The organism is Pseudomonas sp. IT-P44 (assembly GCF_949768225.1).
Classification (GTDB): domain Bacteria; phylum Pseudomonadota; class Gammaproteobacteria; order Pseudomonadales; family Pseudomonadaceae; genus Aquipseudomonas; species Aquipseudomonas migulae.
Map to the genome: position 1 here is coordinate 1 of NZ_CATKQM010000034.1, position 21,112 is coordinate 21,112.

A 21,112-nucleotide genomic window follows, 5' to 3' on the forward strand; every position below is an offset into this window, starting at 1 on the left:
AGGGTTTAAGCGCGGCAGGACCTGAACATTAAGAAGACTGGATGAAAACCCGCGACCGGATCCTCGAATGTGCCCTGCAGTTGTTCAATCAGAAGGGCGAACCGAACGTCTCCACCATGGAAGTTGCCAACGAAATGGGCATCAGCCCGGGCAACCTCTACTACCACTTTCACGGCAAGGAACCGCTGATTCTCGGGCTGTTCGAGCGCTTCCAGGCGGAGCTCGCGCCGCTGCTCGATCCACCGTCCGATGTGGAATTGGCACCGGAAGATTACTGGCTGTTCCTGCACCTGATCGTCGAGCGCCTGTCGCACTATCGGTTTCTCTTTCAGGACCTGTCGAACCTCGCCGGGCGCCTGCCGAAACTGGCCAAGGGGATTCGCAACCTGCTCAATGCGCTGAAGCGCACACTGGCTTCATTGCTGGCGCGATTGAAGGCTCAAGGGCACTTGGTCAGCGACACTCAGGCGTTGGGGCAGTTGGTGGAACAGATCACCATGACGCTGCTGTTTTCGCTGGATTACCAGCGGATTCTGGATCGCGAAGGAGAGGTAAGGCTGGTGGTGTATCAGATCATGATGCTGGTGGCGCCGCATCTGCTGCCGCCGATCAAGGTGGCGACGGAGCAACTGGCACTCCAATACCTCGAAGAACACGAGTGACAATGTCACTGGGTAAACACATTTCACTGTGGGAGCGGGCTTGCTCGCGAATGCGGTGTATCATTCAGCATTGATGTGTCTGACACACCGCATTCGCGAGCAAGCCCGCTCCCACAAGGGGTAATGCGCTGTTTACAGAACCGTGCACAAACAAAAACGCCCGACCTTTGCAGGCCGGGCGTTTTTTTGAGCCCTGAAATCAGGACTGACTGGTTGGCGTCGATGGAGCTGGCGCGGCAGTCGGGGTTACAGCAGGGGTCGGCGCGGTAGCAGAGTTCGAGCTGCTCACCGGAGTCGACGGGGTTGCCGGTTTGGCGGCAGCCACTGCTGGTTTTGGAGCAGCAGCTTTCGGCGCTGCCGGTTTTTTCACTGCTGGTTTTTTCGCGGCGGCAGGTTTTGCCGCAGGCTTGGCTGCTGCAGGTTTAGCAGCCGGTTTAGCGACGGCTTTGGCGGCAACCGGCTTCGCTGCTGGCTTGGCTGCGGCAGGTTTTGCTGCGGCCGTTTTGGCAGCCGGCTTAGCCGCTGCTTTCGCGGCGGGTTTTGCAGCCGGTTTAGCGGCAGCTTTTGCCAGTGGCTTGGCAGCGGTTTTCGCCGCTGGTTTGGCTGCTGCGGTTTTCGCCGCAACAGGCGCAACCTTGGCACCGGTGAGTTTTTCGATTTGCTTGGTCAGGGTATCGACCTTGCTGTGCAGCGCTTTCACTTCGTTGCGGCTCGGGACACCCAGGCGCGAAATGGCGCTGTTCAGGCGCTTGTCGAAAGCCCCTTCCAGCTCATCCCACTTGCCCAGCGCACGATCTTTCACGCCAGTGATGCGCGATTTGGCAGAGGTAGCGGAGTCCTTGGCGGCATCGACTTTCTTGCCGACAGCGCTCTTGGTTAGCTTCTCGGCTTTCTCGCCGTCTTTGACCAATGTATCGAAGAGCTTGCTGCCGTCAGTGTCGATCTTCGAGTACACGCCTAAACCAGCAAGCCAGATTTTGCGGGAGTAGTCTTCGACTTTCCCGATCCACGAGCTGCCTTCTTTTTCGGTGTTCTTTTTACCAGCCATCCCGTTCTCCTTAAGATTTACGCGCGACGCGTTCGAGCAATGCCGTCAGCTCATCGAGCTTAGCAGAGAGTGCCTCAACGTCATGTTTAGACGGAATGCCAATACGATTCAAGGTACTTGCGACACGCGAGTCAAAAGCCTTCTCGACCTTGTCGAGTTGAACTTCGACCTTGCCTTTGAAAGTGCTTACTTCACTCTTGGCTTCATCAATCTCGGCGTTAGCTGCTTCAAGTTTCTCGGCAACTACCTTTTTGCCTTTCTTTTCAACAGTTTGACCAGCCTTGATCAACTCTTGAAAGTAATCGCTGCCCTCTTGGCCGACCTTGGCGTAGGCACCCAGGCCTGCCAGCCAGATCTTGCGGGCATAGGATTTGACGTCGCTCAGAGCGGTTGTCGAAGCGTCGATTTTTTTCTTCAAAATAACTTTGGCCATGGTGCACCTCACGCGCAGAAGGTTTGAGGAACTGCCCGCGAAAGTGTCGGGCTCATGCACAAAGTAGGGAGAAAAATTAGAAACGGCACCCTAACAACTGACATAAACCTTTGGATTCACCACAAACAAATGTGGGAGCGGGCTTGCTCGCGAAAGCGTCGTGCCAGTCGACATCTCAGTTAACTGACAGGCTGCATTCGCGAGCAAGCCCGCTCCCACATGATCGTATTCCAAGGGAACAATCGGATTTACGCGAGGGCTTTATCGAGGGCCTTTTCGATTTCCGATTTGATCATGCCGCTCATGGCCGACATCATCAGGCCCAATTCCACATCAACGCGAATCGAATCCTCAGCAACATGCACCGCGCCTTTCACCCCGGAACGCTTGAGGTTCAGGGTGTCGCCGGACCACTGCGGCTCCAGGCCATATTGATCGGACAGTTTCTGCGCCAACTGGTCGGCCTTCTCGCGGGCCGCTTCCTTGCCCAGGCCGTGGGCACGTTCAACACTAATACGGGCCATCGAATGACTCCTGCTTTATGAATACTTTCCTGAAGCATCTTGACCGCGCCTGCGGCAAAACGTCCCGGCGGTTCTACATCTTACCTTCAGCCTTGCCAAGACAAAGCAGGCCACCGGGATTAGAATGTCCCGCATTCTCTTCTGGTGACAGCGATATGACTGATCAGCGCAAAGGCAGCGATGCCGAACCCACCACGCACTTCGGTTTCAAAAACGTTCCGGAAAGCCAAAAAGCGGAAAAAGTCGCTGAGGTTTTCCACTCGGTAGCCGCCAAGTACGACTTGATGAACGACCTCCTGTCGGGCGGCATGCACCGTTTGTGGAAGCGTTTTGCGATCGAGCTGTCGGGCGTTCGCACCGGCAACCGCGTGCTGGACATTGCCGGCGGCACCGGCGACCTGACCAAAAAATTCTCGCACCTCGTTGGCCCGACCGGCCAGGTGGTGTTGGCCGACATCAACGAATCCATGCTCAAGGTCGGTCGTGACCGCCTGCTGGACCTGGGTGTGGCCGGCAACGTCGAGTTCGTTCAGGCCGACGCTGAAAAGCTGCCGTTCCCGGACAACCATTTCGACTGCGTGACCATCGCATTCGGCCTGCGTAACGTGACGCATAAAGAAGACGCCCTGCGCTCGATGCTGCGCGTACTCAAGCCGGGCGGCCGTTTGCTGGTGCTGGAATTCTCCAAGCCAACCAACGCGCTGATGTCCAAAGCCTACGACGCCTACTCGTTCGCCTTCATGCCGCTGATGGGCAAGCTGATCACCAACGACTCGGAAAGCTATCGCTACCTGGCCGAATCGATCCGCATGCACCCGAACCAGGAAACACTGAAGTCGATGATGGTCGAGGCCGGTTTCGACCGCGTGACCTACCACAACATGACCGCAGGCATCGTGGCCCTGCACCGTGGCATCAAACCCTGATGTTGCTGGCCGGTCTGCTCGCCAGCATTGAACTCGGCCTGAACCGGGTGCTGCGTCTCGACAGCACGGCGCTGCCGCGGCTGGCGCATTTGAGCGGCCGGGTGATTGCCGTCGATTGCCGCAGCCCGGCACTGCAACTGTTCATCCTGCCCAGCGACGAAGGCTTGATGCTGGCGACCCACTGGGAAACCGGCGCCGACTGCACCTTGCGTGCACCGGCTTCCAGCCTGTTGAAACTGGCGATGAGCAAGGACAAGACCTCCGTTTTGCATGCCCCTGAAGTCGAACTAGACGGCGACAGCGGCGTGCTGCTGGAACTGGCCGCGATCCTCCAGGACCTGGAGCTGGACTGGGAATACGAACTTTCGCGCTGGCTGGGACCTGTGGCCACGCAACTGGTCGGCGGTCACCTGCGCAGTCGCGCACGCTGGTATCAGCAAGGATTTGCCAGCCTGGGTCAGAACCTGGGCGAATACCTGGCCGAAGAATCGCGCACCCTCGTCGGTCAGCGCGAAGCCGAAGCCCGATTCAGTGAACTGGACCAGATCAAACTCGATCTGGAACGTCTCGAGGCGCGTTTCGAGCGCCTTTCCCGATCCCTCGACCCAAGCGATAACGCATGAAGCTGCTTGCCGTCCGCCGTTTGTTGCGCATCCAGCGCGTTGTGATTCGCTACCGCCTCGATGACCTGCTGTTCGCCCTGCCGCTGCCGTGGTTTCTGCTGGCGCTGCGCTACGCGTTGCCGTGGCGCTGGTTCCCGCGCAAGCCGCTGGACCTGAGCCGTGGCGCGCGATTGCGCCTGGCGCTGCAGGACCTGGGGCCGATTTTCATCAAGTTCGGGCAGATCCTGTCCACCCGCCGCGACCTGCTGCCGGAAGACATCGCCGATGAGCTGATGAAGCTGCAGGACCGCGTGCCGCCGTTCGATTCGCAAGTGTCGGTCAAGCTGATCGAAGAACAGCTCGGCAAAAAGATCAGTGAAGTGTTCAGCCGTTTCGACGTCGAACCGCTGGCCTCGGCTTCGGTGGCGCAGGTGCACGCCGCGCAGTTGAAAACCGGTGAAGAAGTCGTCGTCAAAGTCATCCGCCCCGGCCTGAAACCGATCATCGCGCAAGACCTGGCGTGGTTGTTCATCCTCGCCCGCGCAGCGGAAAAACTCTCCGCCGACGCGCGTCTGCTGCACCCGGTGGACGTGGTCAGCGACTACGAAAAAACCATCTACGACGAACTCGACCTGTTGCGCGAGGCGGCCAACGCCAGCCAGTTGAAGCGTAATTTCGACGGTTCGCCGCTGCTGTACGTGCCACAAGTCTATTGGGACTGGTGCCGGCCGAAAGTGCTGGTGATGGAGCGCATCTACGGCATTCAGGTCACCGACCTCGCAACCCTGGCCGACCAGCGCACCGACATGAAAATGCTCGCCGAGCGCGGCGTCGAGATCTTCTTCACCCAGGTGTTCCGCGACAGTTTCTTCCACGCCGACATGCACCCGGGCAACATCTTCGTCAGCACCGTCAACCCGTGGAGCCCGCAGTACATTGCGATCGACTGCGGCATCGTCGGCAGCCTGACCCCCGAAGACCAGGATTATCTGGCGCGCAACCTGTTCGCGTTCTTCAAGCGCGATTACCGGCGTGTGGCGCAACTGCACATCGACTCGGGCTGGGTACCGGCGGAAACCAAACTCAACGAATTCGAAGCGGCGATCCGTACCGTTTGCGAGCCGATCTTCGAAAAACCGTTAAAAGATATTTCCTTCGGTCAGGTGCTGATGCGCCTGTTCCAGACCGCTCGACGCTTCAACATGGAAGTGCAGCCACAACTCGTTTTGCTGCAAAAAACCCTGTTGAACATCGAAGGCCTGGGCCGTCAGCTGTACCCGGACCTCGATCTGTGGAACACCGCCCAGCCGTTCCTCGAACGCTGGATGCGCGAGCGCGTCAGCCCCAAAGCCTTGCTCGGCAACGTGCAGAACCAGTTCGAACAACTGCCGCACCTGGCCAACATGGCGCGCGATCTGCTCGAACGCATGTCGCAGCCCCACGCTTACGACCCGCCGCCATCGTGGCATCGACGCCGGGACGACTGGTTCCTGCGCCTGCTCGGTACCGCGCACCTGGCCGGCGGCGCAATACTGGCCATGGGCGGGCCGTTGAACGAACTGGCCTACTGGCCGGCAGGAATCATGATGGCCGTCGGCTTGTATCTGGTCGTTCGCCGATAGCCAGTTGTGTGATCCACTGGCACACTGTTTGAACGTTGGACTCTGCTCATGTAGTGCGGAGCCCGCTGTCGGAGTCGAAGATGAAAAACTGGCTGGACGAGATCAAGTGGGACGCCGACGGCCTGGTGCCGGCAATCGCCCAGGATCACAAGACCGGGCGCGTCCTGATGATGGCCTGGATGAACCGCGAAGCGCTGGAACTGACCGCTGCCGAAAACCGCGCCATCTACTGGTCACGTTCCCGTGGCAAGTTGTGGCGCAAGGGCGAAGAGTCCGGCCACGTGCAGACCCTGCATGAGATGCGCCTGGACTGCGACGCCGACGTGATCATCCTGATGGTCGAGCAGATCGGCGACATCGCCTGCCATACCGGTCGGCAGAGCTGCTTCTATCGCGTCTTCGAGAACGGCGACTGGAAAACCGTCGACCCGGTCCTCAAAGACCCGCACGCCATCTATTCCGCAGGACACACACATGAGTGACACTCTGACCCGACTGGCCGAGGTACTGGAAGCGCGCAAAGGCGCCGCCGCCGACAGCTCGTACGTCGCCAGCCTGTACCACAAGGGCTTGAACAAGATTCTGGAAAAGGTCGGCGAAGAGTCGGTCGAAACCATCATTGCCGCCAAGGATGCCGCCATCAGCGGCGACTGCAGCGATGTGATCTACGAGACCGCCGATTTGTGGTTCCACAGCATGGTCATGCTCGCCCAACTGGGGCAGCATCCACAGGCTGTACTCGATGAACTGGACCGTCGTTTCGGTCTGTCCGGACACGCAGAGAAAGCCTCGCGCCCGTCCGCCTGAACAACTATTAGAGAGGAGCAGCAACATGGGCATTTTTGACTGGAAACACTGGATCGTCATCCTGGTTGTTGTCGTGCTGGTGTTCGGCACCAAGAAACTGAAAAACCTCGGCACTGACGTCGGCGAATCGATCAAGGGCTTCAAGAAAGCCATGAACGACGACGAAAAACCGGCCGATCCGGCAGCGGCCCAACCGGTTCCGCCTGCTCAGCCACAGACCACCCAGTCCGTGAACCAGCCGCACACCATCGACGTGCAGGCGCAAAAAGTCGAAGAGCCGATCCGCAAAGACGTGTGAGCACTGACTAATGTTTGGTATCAGCTTCTCTGAACTGCTGCTCGTCGGCCTCGTGGCCCTGCTGGTGCTGGGCCCCGAGCGTCTGCCGGGTGCTGCGCGCACCGCCGGCCTGTGGGTCGGTCGCCTGAAGCGCAGCTTCAATGCGATCAAACAGGAAGTTGAGCGTGAAATCGGTGCCGACGAGATTCGTCGGCAACTGCACAACGAGCACATTCTGTCGCTGGAACAGGAGGCGCGGAAGATTTTCACGCCGACCCAGCAGGAAGCCACTCCGGTTCAGCCGGTGGCGGAGCAGACGATCCATGCATCGACGACAGAATCCGCGCCTGCTGCTGCGCCGACGGAAACCGTGAAAGCGGTTGAAGCGGCGCCGGTCGTGGCGCATGCAGAACCCGTTGCTCCTGCCGCCGTGCCGACAACGCCGGCTCCTCACGACACCACTTTGCCGCCGCGAGCCTCATGAGCGATCTCCCAGAAAACGACCAGCACATGCCGCTGGTTTCGCACCTCACCGAGTTGCGTACCCGTCTGCTGCGCTGCGTAGCGGCGATCTTCATCATCTTCGCCGGGCTGTTTGCGTTCACCCAGCAGATCTACACCTTCGTCTCCACGCCGCTGCGCCAGTATCTGCCAGTGGGCGCGACGATGATCGCCACCGACGTGTCGTCGCCGTTCCTGACGCCACTGAAGCTGACCATGATGGTGTCGCTGTTCCTGGCGATCCCGGTGATCCTGCATCAGATCTGGGGTTTCATTGCGCCGGGCCTGTACAAGCATGAAAAACGCATCGCGGTGCCGTTGCTGGTATCGAGCATCATGCTGTTCTACGCCGGCATGGCATTCGCCTATTACCTGGTATTCCCGCTGATATTCAAATTCTTCGCCGCCGCCACCCCGGCCGGCGTGGAGATGATGACCGACATCAGCAGCTACCTCGATTTCGTCATGACGCTGTTCTTCGCCTTCGGCGTGGCGTTCGAGATTCCGGTGGCCGTGGTGCTGCTGGTGTGGATCGGCGTGGTCGACGTCAAATACCTGAAGAAAATCCGCCCGTACGTGATCATCGGCTGCTTCGTGGTCGGCATGATCCTGACGCCACCGGACATCTTCTCGCAGACGCTGCTGGCCGTACCGATGTGGCTGCTGTTTGAAATCGGCATCCTGTTCGGTGGCCTGATCAGCAAGCGCGGCGACCATCCGGACGACCAACCGGTTGACGATCACAACGACCAGCCGCCAGCGACCCAAGCGTGAACCTGCTGCTCCTCGAAGAGGCCGATTTCATTGCGGCCGACCGGGCGATCCTGCGTGATCGCCGGTTGACGCACATGCAGGAAGTCCACCGTTGTGAAGTGGGCGACAGCATGCGTGTCGGGCGTATCGGCGGCCTGATGGGCTCGGCCGAAGTGCTGCGCCTGGACGCCGATGAAGCCGAACTGCGCGTCACCCTCGACCAACCGCCACCGGCCAAGCTGCCGCTGACTCTGGTGCTGGCCCTGCCACGTCCAAAAATGCTGCGCCGGGTGTTTCAGACCGTGGCGGCCATGGGTGTGCCACGGATCGTGCTGGTGAACAGCTATCGCGTCGAGAAAAGCTTCTGGCAGACCCCGTTCCTGGAACCGGAAGCGATTCGCGAACAACTGATCCTCGGCCTCGAACAGGCTCGGGACAGCGTGTTGCCTGAAATTGTCATCGAGAAGCGCTTCAAGCCGTTTGTCGAAGATCGACTGCCAGCGATTGCCGAAGGCACCCTTGGCCTGGTCGGCCATCCGGGCAACTACCCGCCCTGCCCCCGCGGCCTCGACGAGCAGGTCACGTTGGCCATCGGCCCGGAAGGCGGCTGGATCCCCTACGAAATCGACCTGCTGGCCAAGTCCGGCCTGCAACCGGTGCAGCTCGGCGAGCGCATCCTGCGCGTCGAGACCGCCGTCACCGCGCTGCTCGCCCGCCTCTTCTAAACACACCACCATCTCTGTGGGAGCGGGCTTGCTCGCGAAAGCGGCGTGTCAGACGACATTGAAGTAACTGATGCATCGCTTTCGCGAGCAAGCCCGCTCCCACAGGTCCTCATTCGTCCATGCATCAGGTAGCGCCTACAGATCCCCACACGCCTGCCGATACAGTTCCCATAAAACCAACTTGTGGTCCGTGGGAGTTGCAGCATGTACCGATGGCTAGCCGAAAAACTGGGGAACGTCAGCGTCAATCGCAAACTGGGTGTCGGCTTCGGTCTGGTGCTGCTGCTGACATTGTTGATCACCGTCACGGGCTGGACCGGCCTGAGTGACGTGGTGAATCGCGGCGACAAGCTCGGGTTTATTGCCAGTCTCAATGAACTGACCAAAGACCTGCGCCTGGCCCGTCTGGACTACGAAATGCGTCGTGGCGAACAAGGCCCTGGCGCCGTCAACGACCTGCTCGGCCAACTCGACACCGGTTTGAAAACCGCCCGCACACTGATCGAGCAACCTGCCGACGCAGCCATGGTCGATCAGCAACTGGCCGCAGTCAGCGAGTACAAACAAGCCTTCGCCGCCATGACCCAGGCCGGCGCCAACCGCGAAGATGCTCGCAGCAAACTCGGCGCCACGGCCGATAACGCCGTGGCGCGCGTGGGTGAAGTCGAGAAATCCTTGCTGCAAGGCGACAGCGTCGCCGATTTCAACAGCGTTATCGACCTGAGCAAACTGATCCAGCAAGCTCGCTTCCAGGTGCGCGGCTATACCTACAGCGGCAAGACCGAAGCCGAACAACCGGCGCTGGACGCCATCGACAATGCGTTGAAAAACCTCGAAAGCCTGCCGTCCAGATTGCCGGAACAGCACATCGCCAACCTGCAACAGGCCAGCGATTCACTCAAAGCCTACCGCGCCGCCGTCAGCCAGTTCCGTGACTCCCAGGTCGCCAGCGCCGCCGCGTTGAAACGCATGGCCGCTCAAGGCGACATCCTGTTCGACGTCAGCAAAAAGCTAACTGCCTCGCAAACCATCATCCGCGACACTGACGCCGCACACGCCAAGAACATGCTGTTGCTGGCCACCGCCCTGGCGCTGGTCTTCGGCCTGTTCGCGGCATGGGCGATCACCCGGCAGATCGTCGTTCCGCTGGGCCAGACGCTGAAAGTCGCCGAGCGCATCGCCGCCGGCGACCTGACCCAGAACCTCGTTTCCGAGCGTCAGGACGAACTCGGTCAGCTCCAGCGCGCGATACAAAGCATGACCCTGGGCCTGCGCGAATTGATCGGCGGCATCAGCGATGGCGTCACGCAAATCGCCAGCGCCGCTGAAGAACTGTCCGCAGTCACCGAGCAGACCAGCGCCGGCGTCAACAGCCAGAAGGTCGAGACCGACCAGGTGGCGACCGCGATGAACGAAATGACCGCCACGGTGCAGGAAGTCGCACGTAACGCCGAAGAAGCCTCCGAAGCTGCGCTCGCCGCCGATCAGCAGGCCCGCGAAGGCGACAAGGTGGTCGGCGAAGCCATCGCTCAAATCGAACGCCTGGCCAAGGAAGTCGGCAACTCCACCGACGCCATGGGGCATCTCAAACGCGAAAGCGACAAGATCGGCAGTGTGCTCGACGTGATCAAATCCGTGGCTCAGCAAACCAACCTGCTGGCGCTCAACGCAGCCATTGAAGCTGCTCGCGCCGGTGAAGCCGGACGTGGTTTTGCGGTGGTCGCCGACGAAGTCCGCAGCCTGGCGCAGCGCACCCAGAAGTCCACCGAAGAAATCGAAGAGCTGATCGTCGGCCTGCAGAGCGGCACCCAGCAAGTCGCGACCATCATGGACAACAGCCGCACCCTGACCGACAGCAGCGTCGAACTGACCCGCCGCGCCGGTGGCTCGCTGGAAAGCATCACCCGCACCGTGTCGGCGATTCAGTCGATGAACCAGCAGATTGCCGCCGCTGCCGAACAGCAAAGCGCGGTGGCGGAAGAGATCAATCGCAGCGTGCTGAACGTGCGCGATGTGTCCGAGCAGACCTCGGCAGCCAGTGAAGAGACCGCGGCGTCCAGCGTTGAGCTGGCGCGGCTGGGGACGCATTTGCAGATGCTGGTGGGCAGGTTCAAGGTTTAAAACCGAGTCGCCCCCCTTCGCGGGCAAGCCTCGCTCCTACAGTTAATCGCAGATCCCTGTAGGAGCGAGGCTTGCCCGCGAAGGCGTCAGAGGACCTGACGAAGGAAGGCCTGCGCCCGCGGATCCTTCGGCGCATCGAAGAACTCGGCTGGCGAGGCGTCTTCCAGCAATTTGCCGTGATCGAAAAACAGCACCCGATCCGCTACTTCCCGCGCAAAGCCCATTTCGTGGGTCACGCAGACCATGGTCATGCCTTCCACGGCCAGGGTTTTCATCACATCCAGCACTTCGCCGACCATTTCCGGATCGAGCGCCGAAGTCGGCTCATCGAACAGCATGACCTTCGGCTCCATGGCCAATGCCCGTGCAATCGCCACGCGCTGCTGCTGACCGCCGGACAGGCGTGACGGAAACTCGTTGGCCTTCTGCGCAATGCCAACCTTTTCCAGCAATGCCAAGGCCTTGGCTTCACGCTCCTTCTTGCCGCGTTTGCGCACGACTTTCTGGGCGAGGCAGAGGTTCTCCAGCACGGTCATGTGCGGGAACAGGTTGAAATGCTGGAACACCATGCCGACTTCGCGGCGGTAGGCATTCACGTCGGTTTTCGGATCGGCCAGTTGCAGGCCGTCGATGCTCACCGAGCCCGAGTCGAACTCTTCCAGGCCATTGAGACAGCGCAGGAAGGTCGATTTGCCGGAGCCGGACGGACCGATCACCACCAATACTTCGCCCTTCGCCACCTGGGTGGAGACGTTATCCACCGCGCGCACCACGTGGCCGCGAGTGTCGAAGACTTTTACCAGATCGCGGACTTCAATCACTTTGCGCGAGCCTCCGCTCAAGCCGGCTGGCGATTTTCGACAGCGGCAGGTTGATCAACAAATACAGGCCAGCCACGCAGAACAGGATTTCGAATGGCGAAAACGAGGTGGTGATCACTTCGCGACCGCTTTTCAACAGCTCGGTAATCGCAATCACCGACACCAGCGAGGTGTCCTTGACCAGGCTGATGAACTGCCCGGCGAGCGGCGGCAGCACGCGCTTGAACGCTTGCGGCAGCACCACGTGGCGCATCGACTGACCCGCGCTCAAGCCCAGGGAACGCGCAGCTTCGTTCTGGCCTCGGGCGATGGATTGCACGCCGGAGCGGATGATTTCCGCCACGTAGGCACCGGTGAACAGCGACAGCGCAGCGATCCCGGCAAACTCCCGGGACAGGTTCATCACGGTGCCGATGAAGAAGTAGAAAATGAAAATCTGCACCAGCAGCGGCGTACCGCGCACCAGTTCGACGTAAATCGTCGAGAGGTCGCGCAGGGTCGGATTGTTCGAGAGACGGCACAAGCCCGTGGCGAGGCCGATCAGCAAGCCGAGCACGCCAGACACCACGGACAACCACAAGGTGGTCCAGAGACCCCACATCAGCGGTCCGGCGGCCCAATGGCGAGTCACGCCGATCACGTCGCCTTCGGCCACATCATCGCCCTGGGCGACTTGCAGGCTGTTGTCGTCGACGGTCACGCGCTGCTCGTCACCCGCGTCGTTGCGCAACGTGACTTCAGCCTTGTCGCCTTTGCGCACCAGCTCGCTGACGGTGGAGATGTCGGCGGCGCGTTGGGACTCTTCGGCGTGGTAGGCGAAGTACTGCGGGACGCGGTTCCAGCGCCATTCGTAGGACATCAGCGAGGTGGCGTAATACAACGCGCCGGCCAGGCCGATCAGCACCAGCACGGTCAACACGTGCCAGGGCCATTGGGCTTTTTTCTGTTTCATTGCAGGTTCCGGATTCTATGTCGCCAGGGAGGCCGCCTTCGCGGGCAAGCCTCGCTCCTACAAAGTCATATCCTGTAGGAGCGAGGCTTGCCCGCGAATGGGAGCGACGCGGTCTATCTGACCGGGCCTTATTCCATATCCTTCAACCAAGCGGTGTCTTTGAACCACTTGTCATGGATGCGATCGTAGGTGCCGTCTTCGTGGATCTGGTGCAGGAAGTTGTTGATGAAGTTGATGCTGTCGTAGTCACCCTTCTTCAGACCAAAGGCCAGCGGCTCGTAGGTGAACGGCTTGTCGAGGAACACCAGTTTGCCGTTGCCGACCTTGTTCACCGCCACGACGTTGTAAGGCGCGTCATAGATAAAGGCGTCGGCCTTGCCGTTGACCACGTCGAGCACTGCTTCCTGCTCGTTGTCGTAGCCGTGGTACTTGGCTTTGGAGATCAGCTTCTTGGCGACCATCTCACCGGTGGTGCCGAGCTTGGAGGTGATGCGGTAGTCGGCGGTGTTCAGGTCTTTGTAGGACTTGATGGTGCCTTCCAGCTCTTTGCGAATCAGCAGCGTCTGGCCGACCACGATGAACGGTTCGCTGAAGTTCAGGCGCAGGTTGCGTTCCTGGGTCAGGGTCATGCCGCTGCCGATCATGTCGAACTTGTCGGTGAGCAGGGCCGGGATAATGCCGTCGTAGCCGGTGGACACCAGCTCCAGCTTGACGCCCATGGCCTTGGTCATGGCTTTGAGGATGTCGACTTCGAAGCCGATGATCTCGCCGCGCTTGTTGGTCATTTCGAATGGCATGTAGGTCGGGTCCATGCCGACTTTCAGCGTGCCGCGCTTGACCGCGTCATCGATGGCACCGGCCTGCGCCGCGCTGACTGCAACCAATGCCGTGACGCCGACCAGCAGCATCGAGAGATACTTCTTCATCTTCATGTCCCCAAAACCAGTGCGTTATGAGGCGCGCAAACGGCGGCTCCCCTCAGGAAACGCATCGATACGGACAAAAATTATCCGGGCGCACCAATTCGGGGACGGATGCTAACGTACTCGCTCGTTTGCACAAGTGTTTGGGAACGATGAGGCAAAAAAAACCCCGCTTTCGCGGGGTTCTCTTTGTTATGCCAACTGCGGTTGCGCACTCAGCGGCTTGAGCGGCAGCAACGGCGCATGAGGATCGGATTTCACCGATTTGCGCCAGGCTTCCAGCCACTCGGGATGACCTTCGCTCCAGACCTGCTCATGCAAACGAGCCAGTGCCACCGGATCGCTCAGCAGTTGCACACGCTCATTGTTGTTCAGACCGTCAGGCCCGACTTTCAATGCATGGCGAACTCGCTCGATCCGCAGCCATTCGATTGGCTCGGCCTGACCGTGACGCGACGTCGCCAGCGAGCACGCCAAAGCGTTCTGCTGTGGATCGACCACCGACCGGATGAAGCCGTCTTTCAGCGCATGCCAACGGTTTTCATGGGTGTACTGGTCAGTTGCCAGCAACGCCTGTGGCGGATTGTATTCCTCAGGGATCAGGAACAGGCTCTCATCACGGGACTTCAGGCCCAGGCCGACACGGCTGGAGATCACGGAAACCGGGATCGACAGCATCAACGAACCGACAATCGGCACCAGCCACCAGAGGAAGCTCGGGTTCAGCCAGATCACCAACAAGGCCCAGAAGAAGCCCAGCAGGGTTTGCGGACCGTGGCGCTTGACCGCTTCGCTCCATGGCGTGGAGTCGTCGTCACGTTGCGGCGAGTTCCAGGTCGCGGCCCAGCCGAGGAACGCGGCGAGTACGAAACGGGTGTGGAAAATCATCCGCACCGGCGCCAGCAACATGGAGAACAACATCTCCAGCAGCATCGACAGGGTCACCTTGAACTTGCCACCGAACTCTTTCGCGCCCTTGGCCCAGATCAGGATGATGCTCAACAGCTTCGGCAGGAACAGCAGCACGATAGTGGTCGAGAACAGCGCGATGGCCTTGTCCGGGTGCCATTGTGGCCACAGCGGGTAGAGCTGACGCGGTTCAAGGAAGTACTGCGGCTCCATCAGCGTGTTGACCGCCAGCAGCGCCGTCGACAGCACGAGGAAGAAGAACCACAACGGCGCCGACAGGTAAGACATCACGCCGGTGAGGAACACCGCACGGTGAACCGGGTGCATGCCCTTGACCAGGAACAGGCGGAAGTTCATCAGGTTACCGTGGCACCAGCGACGGTCACGCTTGAGTTCGTCCAGCAGGTTCGGCGGCAATTCTTCGTAGCTGCCTGGCAAGTCGTAGGCAATCCACACGCCCCAACCGGCACGGCGCATCAGCGCGGCTTCAACGAAGTCGTGGGACAGAATCGCGCCGGCGAACGCGCCTTTACCGGGCAACGGCGCCAGGGCGCAGTGCTCGATGAACGGCTTCATGCGGATAATCGCGTTGTGGCCCCAGTAGTGCGATTCGCCCAACTGCCAGAAGTGCAGACCGGCAGTGAACAGCGGACCATACACGCGGGTCGCAAATTGCTGCATGCGCGCATAAAGAGTGTCCATGCCCGACGCACGCGGCGCGGTCTGGATGATCCCGGCGTCCGGCGTGGCTTCCATCAGGCGCACCAGACTGGTCAGGCATTCGCCGCTCATCACGGAGTCAGCGTCGAGCACGACCATGTACTTGTAGTCACCGCCCCAGCGACGGCAGAAGTCGTCGAGGTTGCCGCTTTTGCGTTTTACGCGACGGCGACGGCGGCGATAGAAGATCTTGCCGAAGCCCTTGGCTTCGCGGCAGACGTCCAGCCAGGCCTGCTGTTCGGCGACGCAGATGTCGGCATCGTTACTGTCGCTGAGGACGAAGAAGTCGAAGCGGTCCAGGTCACCTGTGGCAGCGACCGACTCGAACGTCGCGCGCAGACCGGCAAACACCCGTGGCACGTCTTCGTTGCAGATCGGCATCACCAGTGCGGTGCGCGCGTCTTTGGGGATCGGCTCGTTGCCGGCACTTTTACCGGAGATGCGGTATTTATCGTGACCGGTGAGCAACTCGAGGAAGCCCATCAGTGCGGTCCAGAAACCGGCCGAGACCCAGCAGAACAGAATCCCGAACATGATCAGGATGGTGGTCTGCAGCGCGTACGGCAGTACTTGCGTGACGGTTTGCAGGAGCGGCTGATGCAGGACTTCGTTGAGGTCGACGAACGACCAGCCTTGGTACGGCATGATGCCTTTCATGTACCAGCCGGCAACGATGGTTTGACCGAGCATCAGTACCAGCAAGATGTAACGGCGGATCGAACCCACGGTGCGCCAGCGGGCCGCCGGCAGCACGTTCTCGTCTTTCGGCGGAGCCGGCGGGTTGGTGCGACCGGTCAGACGCCGCCAGCCACGCACCAGAATGTTGGTGCGCCACGGCTCCGGCACGACTTTGGTCCGGCGGATCGGCGGGGTTGCCTTGAGGCAAACACGCCCGCTGGCGTCGAGCACCAGCATTTCCGCCTCTTCCAGCTCTTCAGCGGTGCTCAGGGTCAAGCGACGGCCGACCGAGGCTTGAGCCGCCTCGACCGGTGCATCGAACGTCGAGGACGACAGACGCTCGTGAAGTTCGCTGAACGATTTGCAGCCCGCGAGTTCCGCGCGCTGCTCGTCGGTCATCGGCAGATGCGCCAGATACTCGGCAAGAGTTTCTGGCTGAACTTGAGAATTACTCATCGGCAGGCAACTGATAGCTCCAGGTCTCGGTCAGGACTTCTTCAGTCGGTGCCGATTCCGGTGTGGCTGGGGCCGCGTCGGCAGCGACAGGCTGCTTGGCGTCTTTGTTGTTCGCCTTGTCCTTGGCATCTGCAACTGGCTTGGCTTCGGCCTGCTTGGCCTCGGCGGCCTTCGCGTCCTTGTCCGCTTTCTCCGCTTGCTTGGCGGCCACTTTGTCGGCCTTGGCAACGGAAGAGGTGGACGACGGGATCGAAGTCTTGGCCAGATCGGCAGGCACGATGTTCTGCACCAGTGCGGCACGCATCTCGGTGGACTTGCCCGGATCCTTGATCTTCATGCGCAGGGTCAGGCGCCAGCCCTTGGTTTCAGGGTTGTAGCGCACGCTGTTCTCGACCAGCTCGGCATTATCACCCACGCTGACCTGGCTGCGAACGTCTGTATCGGCCGGCAACGCTGCCAGGGACGGGCCTTCGAAATCCACCAGATAGGCAACGCTGCCGTCCGGCTGACGAATCAGGTTGGACTGCTTGACGTCGCCGGTGGAGCGCAAGGTCTGTTTGACCCAGGCGCTGTCCGGTGCGTGAATCGCCGCTTCGTCCATGGTCCAGTGCAGGCGGTAGCCGAATTCCAGCGGCTGACCAGGCTCAGGCAGTTTTTCCGGGCTCCAGAAGGCAACGATGTTGTCGTTGGTTTCATCGGCAGTCGGAATTTCGACCAGGTCGACAGAACCCTTGCCCCAATCGCCTTTTGGCTCGATCCAGGCACTTGGGCGCTTGTCGTAGCGGTCGTCGAGGTCTTCGTAGTGGCTGAAGTCACGGCCACGTTGCAGCAAACCGAAACCGCGCGGGTTCTCGATCGAGAAGTTGCTCACCGCCAGGTGTTTCGGGTTGTTCAGCGGACGCCAGATCCACTCGCCGTTGCCGGCATGGATCGACAGGCCGCTGGAATCGTGCAGTTCGCGGCGGTAGTTCAGCACTTTCGACGGCTGGTTGGCGCCGAACAGGAACATGCTGGTCAGCGGCGCAACGCCAAGCTTGGTGACCTTGTCACGCAGGAACATCTGCGCCTTGACGTCGACAATGGTGTCGCTGCCCGGACGCAGGGTCAGGCGATAGGCACCGGTGGCGCGTGGCGAATCCAGCAGCGCGAAGATCACCAGGTGCTTGTCGCCCGGCTTCGGCTGTTGAATCCAGAACTCACGGAAACGCGGGAATTCTTCGCCGGACGGCAACGCGGTATCGATTGCCAGGCCGCGAGCGGACAAGCCATAGGTGTGACCCTTGCCGACAACGCGGAAGTAACTCGCGCCCAGCATGGTCATGATTTCGTCTTGCTTGTCGGCCTTGTTGATCGGGTACAGCACACGGAAACCGGCATAACCCAGTTGTTCGGTGGCTTTAGGATCGAATTTCAGGTCGCCGAAATCGAAACGAGACGGGTCGTATTTGATCTCTTCGACGGTGTTGGCCGTGATTTCGTTGATTTTCACCGGAGTATCGAAATGCATACCCTGGTGATAGAACGAAAGCTTGAACGGGGTTTTCTGATCGGCCCATTCGGCTTTTTCGGTCAGGAAACGAATTTTCTGATAGTCCGCGAATTTCATCTCACGGAATTCGTTCGGCAGGTTACTGCGCGGGGCTTCGAATTTCTGCCCGGCCAGCTCTTTTGCCTTGACCGATACATCATCCAGATTGAATGCCCAAAGCTGGCCGGCGCCGAACAGGCAGAGCAGTGCAGAGCCCGCTACCAGTGCGCTTCGTAGCCGTTTGGCTGACAATCTTGGTGCATTACAGGGACTAACAATCACGAGCAACCCTCGCCGAAAACAGATCAAAAAACCAACGGCCAGTTAAAGGGCCTGTGAGGTAAACGGGATGAAAAACCCGTCCCTACAAACCACTCTTGCCAAGTTGGCGAGCATTGTTCCGACTCCTATGGGGCTAAATGATTCCCCAACAGGCCCAGGACAAGTCTCTACCTAAGTCAAAACGGACCAACGAACGCTGATCCCCGTAGCGCGCGATTATCTAGTAGGCCGCGTTACAACGCATCAGGCGCAACAAAGTATTTCTCGCGAAAAACCCCTGTTTTCAGTGAAAAAGCGCTTAAAAACTTGTTTCAAGCGCTTTCAGGTCTGTAACAGGAAGGTTACCGGGCCATCATTGACCAGGTGCACCTGCATATCCGCGCCGAATCTACCTGATGCCACTGTGCCATGCACCTGTTTCGCTTTCTCTAATAGATAGTCGAAAAGCTCCTCGCCCAGCGCCGGAGGGGCAGCGGTTGAAAAACTCGGGCGCAACCCGTTTTTGGTGTCGGCGGCCAGGGTGAACTGAGAGACCAGCAGCAACCCGCCCCCGACATCCGCCAGGGACAGATTCATCTTGCCCTCGGCGTCACTGAACACACGATAGTTAAGCAGCTTATGCAGAAGTTTGTCGGCACTGGCCCGAGTGTCCTCGGGCTCGACCGCCACCAGTACCAGCAAACCCTGATCGACGGCACCGACCACCTCCCCCGCTACCTCGACGCGCGCGCCACGCACGCGCTGCAACAGGCCCTTCATGCTTCTGCTGGGGACAGGTCGAGCAGGCGCCGGGCCATCTGATCGGCGGCGCGTACCAAGGCATCGGTAATGCCGGGTTCGGAGGCGGCATGCCCGGCATCACGGATGACCTGCAGTTCACTGTTCGGCCAGTTCTGATGCAGCTCCCAGGCGTTATCCAGAGGGCAAATCACGTCGTAGCGACCGTGAACGATCACGCCCGGCAGATGGGCGATCTTGCCCATGTCGCGGATCAACTGATTCGGCTCAAGGAACGCATTGTTGGTGAAGTAGTGACATTCGATGCGCGCGATGGACAACGCGCGTTGCGGCTCGGAGAAACGATCGACCACCAACGGGTTCGGACGCAAGGTCGCGGTCCGCCCTTCCCAGGTGGACCAGGCTTTGGCCGCGTGCATCTGGGCGATCTGATCGTTGCCGGTCAGGCGCTTGTGGAAAGCGCCGAGCAAGTCTTCGCGCTCGTCCAGTGGGATCGGCGCAATGTAGTCCTGCCAGTAATCAGGGAACAGACGACTGGCGCCCGCCTGATAGAACCACTCGATTTCCTGCGGACGGCAGAGAAAAATCCCGCGCAGGATCAGACCGTGCACACGCTCCGGATGGGTTTGCGCGTAGGCCAGCGCCAGGGTCGAGCCCCACGAGCCGCCGAACAGCACCCATTTATCGATGCCCAGATGCTGGCGAATCCGCTCAAGGTCGGCGACCAGATCCCAGGTGGTGTTGTTTTCCAGGCTGGCGTGGGGCGTGGAGCGACCACAACCGCGCTGGTCGAAGGTGACAATGCGATACAGGTTCGGATCAAAAAAGCAGCGACTCTGTGCATCACACCCGGCACCGGGGCCGCCGTGGATGAACACCACCGGCAAACCTTCCGGTGAACCGCTTTCGTCTACATACAGGGTGTGGGTTTCATCGACAGCCAGATCGTGCCGGGCGTGGGGTTTGATCTGCGGGTACAAAGTCTGCATTGCGCGCTCCGTAAGGGGTCGAGGTCATCCCTGGGGGGACTTCTATTATTCTGCCGTTGGGCATCATAAACCCGATTTACGTCAATGAGCATGTCCATGCAGAGTCAGAGTTTTGCCACCCGTTTTTTTGCCAAATAGCCGAGCAGCGTTTCGTAGAGCGCATCGACCTCCGCGACCTGACCCCGCGCCCGCAGACAGCCATGAACCAGCCCTTCACCGTAATAAAGCGTCGCGGCCACGCCCGCAGCGTTCAGGCGCTCGGCGTACAGCACGCCGTCATCGCGTAGCGGGTCGAACTGCGCCACCGCGATCAATGCCGGCGGCAATCCGCGCAAATCCCCGGCGAGCAACGGCATGGCATAGGTGCCAGGCGTTTGAGTGCCGCGCAAATACAAGGCGTGATAACAATCCACGTCACTGCTGCTGAGCAGAGGCGCGTCGCTGCATTCACTGCGTGAAGGCAAACGGTGATCGCCACCGAGGCCGGGATAGATCAGCACTTGCGCCGCCGGCAGTGGTTCGCCCGCATCGCGCAGTGCCAGGCACAGCGCGGCGGCGAGATTGCCACCGGCGCTGTCGCCGGCCACCAGCGTACGCGCGGGGTCCAGCTGAAACGGCCCGGAGCGCAGCGCTCGCCAGACCTTCAGGCAGTCATCGAACGCCGCTGGAAACGGATGCTCCGGCGCCAGACGATAATCGACCGCGATCACCAACACGCCGAGCGTCGACGCCAGCTCGGCGCAGATGAAGTCGTGGGAATCCAGATCCCCCACCACCCAACCGCCGCCGTGCAGATACACAATGCACGGGCTACCGTCGGTCGATGGCAAAGCTGCGGGCTGATAGGACCGAATCGGTACACCGGCCAATACAAAATCCACCACGTATAGCCCGGCGGGACGCGGCGGGGTGAACGCCCGGCACATCTCGCTGTAGGCCTGGCGCAGTCCGGCGAGGCTGGTGTCGGTGGCATTGAAGCTGACGGTTTTCTCGACGAATGCCGTCATTTCGTTGGAAAGAAGGTAAGGAGCCATGGGCCTGCTGCCGAGGATTTGTGGACAGTGGGATAACCCTGTGGGAGCGGGCTTGCTCGCGAAGTGGGAGTGTCAGGCAAC

The 21,112-nt window shown here is 60.3% G+C and carries 22 protein-coding genes and 1 pseudogene; 12 read left to right on the forward strand and 11 right to left on the reverse strand.

Annotation, left to right across the window (positions count from 1 at the left end):
- The first annotated feature begins 41 nt into the window (after nt 1-41).
- Nucleotides 42-662, forward strand: coding sequence for a TetR/AcrR family transcriptional regulator (locus ACM6IO_RS17915; protein ID WP_008025224.1), 621 nt, complete (start codon nt 42-44; stop codon nt 660-662).
- 199 nt (nt 663-861) lie between these two features.
- On the opposite strand, the gene ACM6IO_RS17920 is transcribed toward ACM6IO_RS17915, so the two are convergent.
- The 3 genes from ACM6IO_RS17920 to ACM6IO_RS17930 all read right to left on the reverse strand — a co-directional run bounded on the left by ACM6IO_RS17920 (nt 862) and on the right by ACM6IO_RS17930 (nt 2,667).
- Nucleotides 862-1,710 carry a phasin family protein gene (locus ACM6IO_RS17920; RefSeq protein WP_414911970.1) on the reverse strand — a complete coding sequence of 283 codons (849 nt, stop codon included), beginning with the start codon at nt 1,708-1,710 and terminating at the stop codon, nt 862-864.
- A gap of 10 nt (nt 1,711-1,720) precedes the next feature.
- Nucleotides 1,721-2,143: a phasin family protein gene (locus ACM6IO_RS17925; RefSeq protein ID WP_008025226.1), complete on the reverse strand. Its 423-nt coding sequence runs from the start codon at nt 2,141-2,143 to the stop codon at nt 1,721-1,723.
- 248 nt (nt 2,144-2,391) lie between these two features.
- Complete coding sequence (locus ACM6IO_RS17930; protein WP_192226846.1) at nt 2,392-2,667, reverse strand: polyhydroxyalkanoic acid system family protein; 276 nt, start codon at nt 2,665-2,667, stop codon at nt 2,392-2,394.
- 155 nt (nt 2,668-2,822) lie between these two features.
- Here ACM6IO_RS17930 and ubiE point away from each other — a divergent pair, with 155 nt between their 5' ends.
- The 11 genes and pseudogenes from ubiE (at nt 2,823) to ACM6IO_RS17985 (ending at nt 11,001) form a co-directional block, all read left to right on the forward strand.
- Nucleotides 2,823-3,593, forward strand: a complete 771-nt coding sequence (gene ubiE / locus ACM6IO_RS17935; RefSeq protein WP_007948968.1) for a bifunctional demethylmenaquinone methyltransferase/2-methoxy-6-polyprenyl-1,4-benzoquinol methylase UbiE — start codon at nt 2,823-2,825, stop codon at nt 3,591-3,593.
- Nucleotides 3,593-4,216: an SCP2 domain-containing protein gene (locus tag ACM6IO_RS17940; protein ID WP_008025228.1), complete on the forward strand. Its 624-nt coding sequence runs from the start codon at nt 3,593-3,595 to the stop codon at nt 4,214-4,216. The genes ubiE and ACM6IO_RS17940 overlap by 1 nt, the downstream gene beginning before the upstream one ends.
- Nucleotides 4,213-5,817 carry a ubiquinone biosynthesis regulatory protein kinase UbiB gene (gene ubiB, locus ACM6IO_RS17945; RefSeq protein WP_008041890.1) on the forward strand — a complete coding sequence of 535 codons (1,605 nt, stop codon included), beginning with the start codon at nt 4,213-4,215 and terminating at the stop codon, nt 5,815-5,817. The genes ACM6IO_RS17940 and ubiB overlap by 4 nt, the downstream gene beginning before the upstream one ends.
- A gap of 80 nt (nt 5,818-5,897) precedes the next feature.
- Nucleotides 5,898-6,299: a phosphoribosyl-AMP cyclohydrolase gene (gene hisI / locus ACM6IO_RS17950; RefSeq protein WP_007899278.1), complete on the forward strand. Its 402-nt coding sequence runs from the start codon at nt 5,898-5,900 to the stop codon at nt 6,297-6,299.
- Nucleotides 6,292-6,624, forward strand: coding sequence for a phosphoribosyl-ATP diphosphatase (locus ACM6IO_RS17955; RefSeq protein ID WP_008025232.1), 333 nt, complete (start codon nt 6,292-6,294; stop codon nt 6,622-6,624). The genes hisI and ACM6IO_RS17955 overlap by 8 nt, the downstream gene beginning before the upstream one ends.
- Before the next feature lie 25 nt (nt 6,625-6,649).
- Complete coding sequence (locus tag ACM6IO_RS17960; protein ID WP_192226845.1) at nt 6,650-6,922, forward strand: twin-arginine translocase TatA/TatE family subunit; 273 nt, start codon at nt 6,650-6,652, stop codon at nt 6,920-6,922.
- Between the two features lie 10 nt (nt 6,923-6,932).
- Entirely contained in the window at nt 6,933-7,385 is a 453-nt protein-coding gene (gene tatB, locus ACM6IO_RS17965) for a Sec-independent protein translocase protein TatB (protein WP_414911971.1), read from the forward strand.
- Nucleotides 7,382-8,176: a twin-arginine translocase subunit TatC gene (gene tatC / locus ACM6IO_RS17970; RefSeq protein WP_008025235.1), complete on the forward strand. Its 795-nt coding sequence runs from the start codon at nt 7,382-7,384 to the stop codon at nt 8,174-8,176. The genes tatB and tatC overlap by 4 nt, the downstream gene beginning before the upstream one ends.
- Nucleotides 8,173-8,880: a 16S rRNA (uracil(1498)-N(3))-methyltransferase gene (locus ACM6IO_RS17975; protein WP_008041894.1), complete on the forward strand. Its 708-nt coding sequence runs from the start codon at nt 8,173-8,175 to the stop codon at nt 8,878-8,880. Before tatC ends, ACM6IO_RS17975 begins: the two co-directional genes overlap by 4 nt.
- A 204-nt stretch (nt 8,881-9,084) precedes the next feature.
- Nucleotides 9,085-10,143 (forward strand): annotated as a pseudogene (locus ACM6IO_RS17980) (methyl-accepting chemotaxis protein); the annotation flags it as partial.
- Nucleotides 10,144-10,287: 144 nt separating this feature from the next.
- Nucleotides 10,288-11,001 carry a methyl-accepting chemotaxis protein gene (locus ACM6IO_RS17985; RefSeq protein ID WP_411736712.1) on the forward strand — a complete coding sequence of 238 codons (714 nt, stop codon included), beginning with the start codon at nt 10,288-10,290 and terminating at the stop codon, nt 10,999-11,001.
- Nucleotides 11,002-11,087: 86 nt separating this feature from the next.
- On the opposite strand, the gene ACM6IO_RS17990 is transcribed toward ACM6IO_RS17985, so the two are convergent.
- The 8 genes from ACM6IO_RS17990 to ACM6IO_RS18025 all read right to left on the reverse strand — a co-directional run bounded on the left by ACM6IO_RS17990 (nt 11,088) and on the right by ACM6IO_RS18025 (nt 21,031).
- Nucleotides 11,088-11,822 carry an amino acid ABC transporter ATP-binding protein gene (locus ACM6IO_RS17990; protein ID WP_008025241.1) on the reverse strand — a complete coding sequence of 245 codons (735 nt, stop codon included), beginning with the start codon at nt 11,820-11,822 and terminating at the stop codon, nt 11,088-11,090.
- Nucleotides 11,815-12,774, reverse strand: coding sequence for an amino acid ABC transporter permease (locus ACM6IO_RS17995; RefSeq protein ID WP_008025242.1), 960 nt, complete (start codon nt 12,772-12,774; stop codon nt 11,815-11,817). Before ACM6IO_RS17995 ends, ACM6IO_RS17990 begins: the two co-directional genes overlap by 8 nt.
- A gap of 128 nt (nt 12,775-12,902) precedes the next feature.
- Entirely contained in the window at nt 12,903-13,700 is a 798-nt protein-coding gene (locus tag ACM6IO_RS18000; RefSeq protein ID WP_008025244.1) for a transporter substrate-binding domain-containing protein, read from the reverse strand.
- A gap of 189 nt (nt 13,701-13,889) precedes the next feature.
- A complete protein-coding gene (gene mdoH, locus ACM6IO_RS18005) occupies nt 13,890-16,460 on the reverse strand; it encodes a glucans biosynthesis glucosyltransferase MdoH (protein ID WP_032832668.1) in 2,571 nt (856 codons plus the stop codon).
- Nucleotides 16,453-18,270: a glucan biosynthesis protein G gene (locus ACM6IO_RS18010; RefSeq protein ID WP_192226841.1), complete on the reverse strand. Its 1,818-nt coding sequence runs from the start codon at nt 18,268-18,270 to the stop codon at nt 16,453-16,455. Before ACM6IO_RS18010 ends, mdoH begins: the two co-directional genes overlap by 8 nt.
- Nucleotides 18,271-18,591: 321 nt before the next feature.
- Nucleotides 18,592-19,029 (reverse strand): D-aminoacyl-tRNA deacylase, encoded by a 438-nt coding sequence (gene dtd / locus ACM6IO_RS18015; RefSeq protein ID WP_008025248.1) that lies wholly within the window; start codon nt 19,027-19,029, stop codon nt 18,592-18,594.
- Entirely contained in the window at nt 19,026-19,997 is a 972-nt protein-coding gene (gene pip, locus ACM6IO_RS18020) for a prolyl aminopeptidase (RefSeq protein WP_008025251.1), read from the reverse strand. Before pip ends, dtd begins: the two co-directional genes overlap by 4 nt.
- A 104-nt stretch (nt 19,998-20,101) precedes the next feature.
- On the reverse strand, nt 20,102-21,031 hold the full coding sequence (locus ACM6IO_RS18025; protein ID WP_192226840.1) for an alpha/beta hydrolase: 930 nt from the start codon (nt 21,029-21,031) through the stop codon (nt 20,102-20,104).
- Between the last annotated feature and the right edge of the window lie 81 nt (nt 21,032-21,112).

Excerpts from the sequence above, each read along its gene's own strand:
- ACM6IO_RS17985 (WP_411736712.1), top strand. The coding sequence starts at position 10,288 with ATGAACGAAATGACCGCCACGGTGCAGGAAGTCGCACGTAACGCCGAA.
- pip (WP_008025251.1), bottom strand. The coding sequence starts at position 19,997 with ATGCAGACTTTGTACCCGCAGATCAAACCCCACGCCCGGCACGATCTG.
- ACM6IO_RS17995 (WP_008025242.1), bottom strand. The coding sequence starts at position 12,774 with ATGAAACAGAAAAAAGCCCAATGGCCCTGGCACGTGTTGACCGTGCTG.
- ACM6IO_RS18025 (WP_192226840.1), bottom strand. The coding sequence starts at position 21,031 with ATGGCTCCTTACCTTCTTTCCAACGAAATGACGGCATTCGTCGAGAAA.
- ACM6IO_RS17955 (WP_008025232.1), top strand. The coding sequence starts at position 6,292 with ATGAGTGACACTCTGACCCGACTGGCCGAGGTACTGGAAGCGCGCAAA.
- ACM6IO_RS18000 (WP_008025244.1), bottom strand. The coding sequence starts at position 13,700 with ATGAAGAAGTATCTCTCGATGCTGCTGGTCGGCGTCACGGCATTGGTT.
- tatC (WP_008025235.1), top strand. The coding sequence starts at position 7,382 with ATGAGCGATCTCCCAGAAAACGACCAGCACATGCCGCTGGTTTCGCAC.
- ACM6IO_RS17915 (WP_008025224.1), top strand. The coding sequence starts at position 42 with ATGAAAACCCGCGACCGGATCCTCGAATGTGCCCTGCAGTTGTTCAAT.
- ubiB (WP_008041890.1), top strand. The coding sequence starts at position 4,213 with ATGAAGCTGCTTGCCGTCCGCCGTTTGTTGCGCATCCAGCGCGTTGTG.
- ACM6IO_RS17940 (WP_008025228.1), top strand. The coding sequence starts at position 3,593 with ATGTTGCTGGCCGGTCTGCTCGCCAGCATTGAACTCGGCCTGAACCGG.
- ACM6IO_RS17920 (WP_414911970.1), bottom strand. The coding sequence starts at position 1,710 with ATGGCTGGTAAAAAGAACACCGAAAAAGAAGGCAGCTCGTGGATCGGG.
- ACM6IO_RS17930 (WP_192226846.1), bottom strand. The coding sequence starts at position 2,667 with ATGGCCCGTATTAGTGTTGAACGTGCCCACGGCCTGGGCAAGGAAGCG.
- ACM6IO_RS17925 (WP_008025226.1), bottom strand. The coding sequence starts at position 2,143 with ATGGCCAAAGTTATTTTGAAGAAAAAAATCGACGCTTCGACAACCGCT.
- ubiE (WP_007948968.1), top strand. The coding sequence starts at position 2,823 with ATGACTGATCAGCGCAAAGGCAGCGATGCCGAACCCACCACGCACTTC.
- dtd (WP_008025248.1), bottom strand. The coding sequence starts at position 19,029 with ATGAAGGGCCTGTTGCAGCGCGTGCGTGGCGCGCGCGTCGAGGTAGCG.
- mdoH (WP_032832668.1), bottom strand. The coding sequence starts at position 16,460 with ATGAGTAATTCTCAAGTTCAGCCAGAAACTCTTGCCGAGTATCTGGCG.
- tatB (WP_414911971.1), top strand. The coding sequence starts at position 6,933 with ATGTTTGGTATCAGCTTCTCTGAACTGCTGCTCGTCGGCCTCGTGGCC.
- ACM6IO_RS17960 (WP_192226845.1), top strand. The coding sequence starts at position 6,650 with ATGGGCATTTTTGACTGGAAACACTGGATCGTCATCCTGGTTGTTGTC.
- hisI (WP_007899278.1), top strand. The coding sequence starts at position 5,898 with ATGAAAAACTGGCTGGACGAGATCAAGTGGGACGCCGACGGCCTGGTG.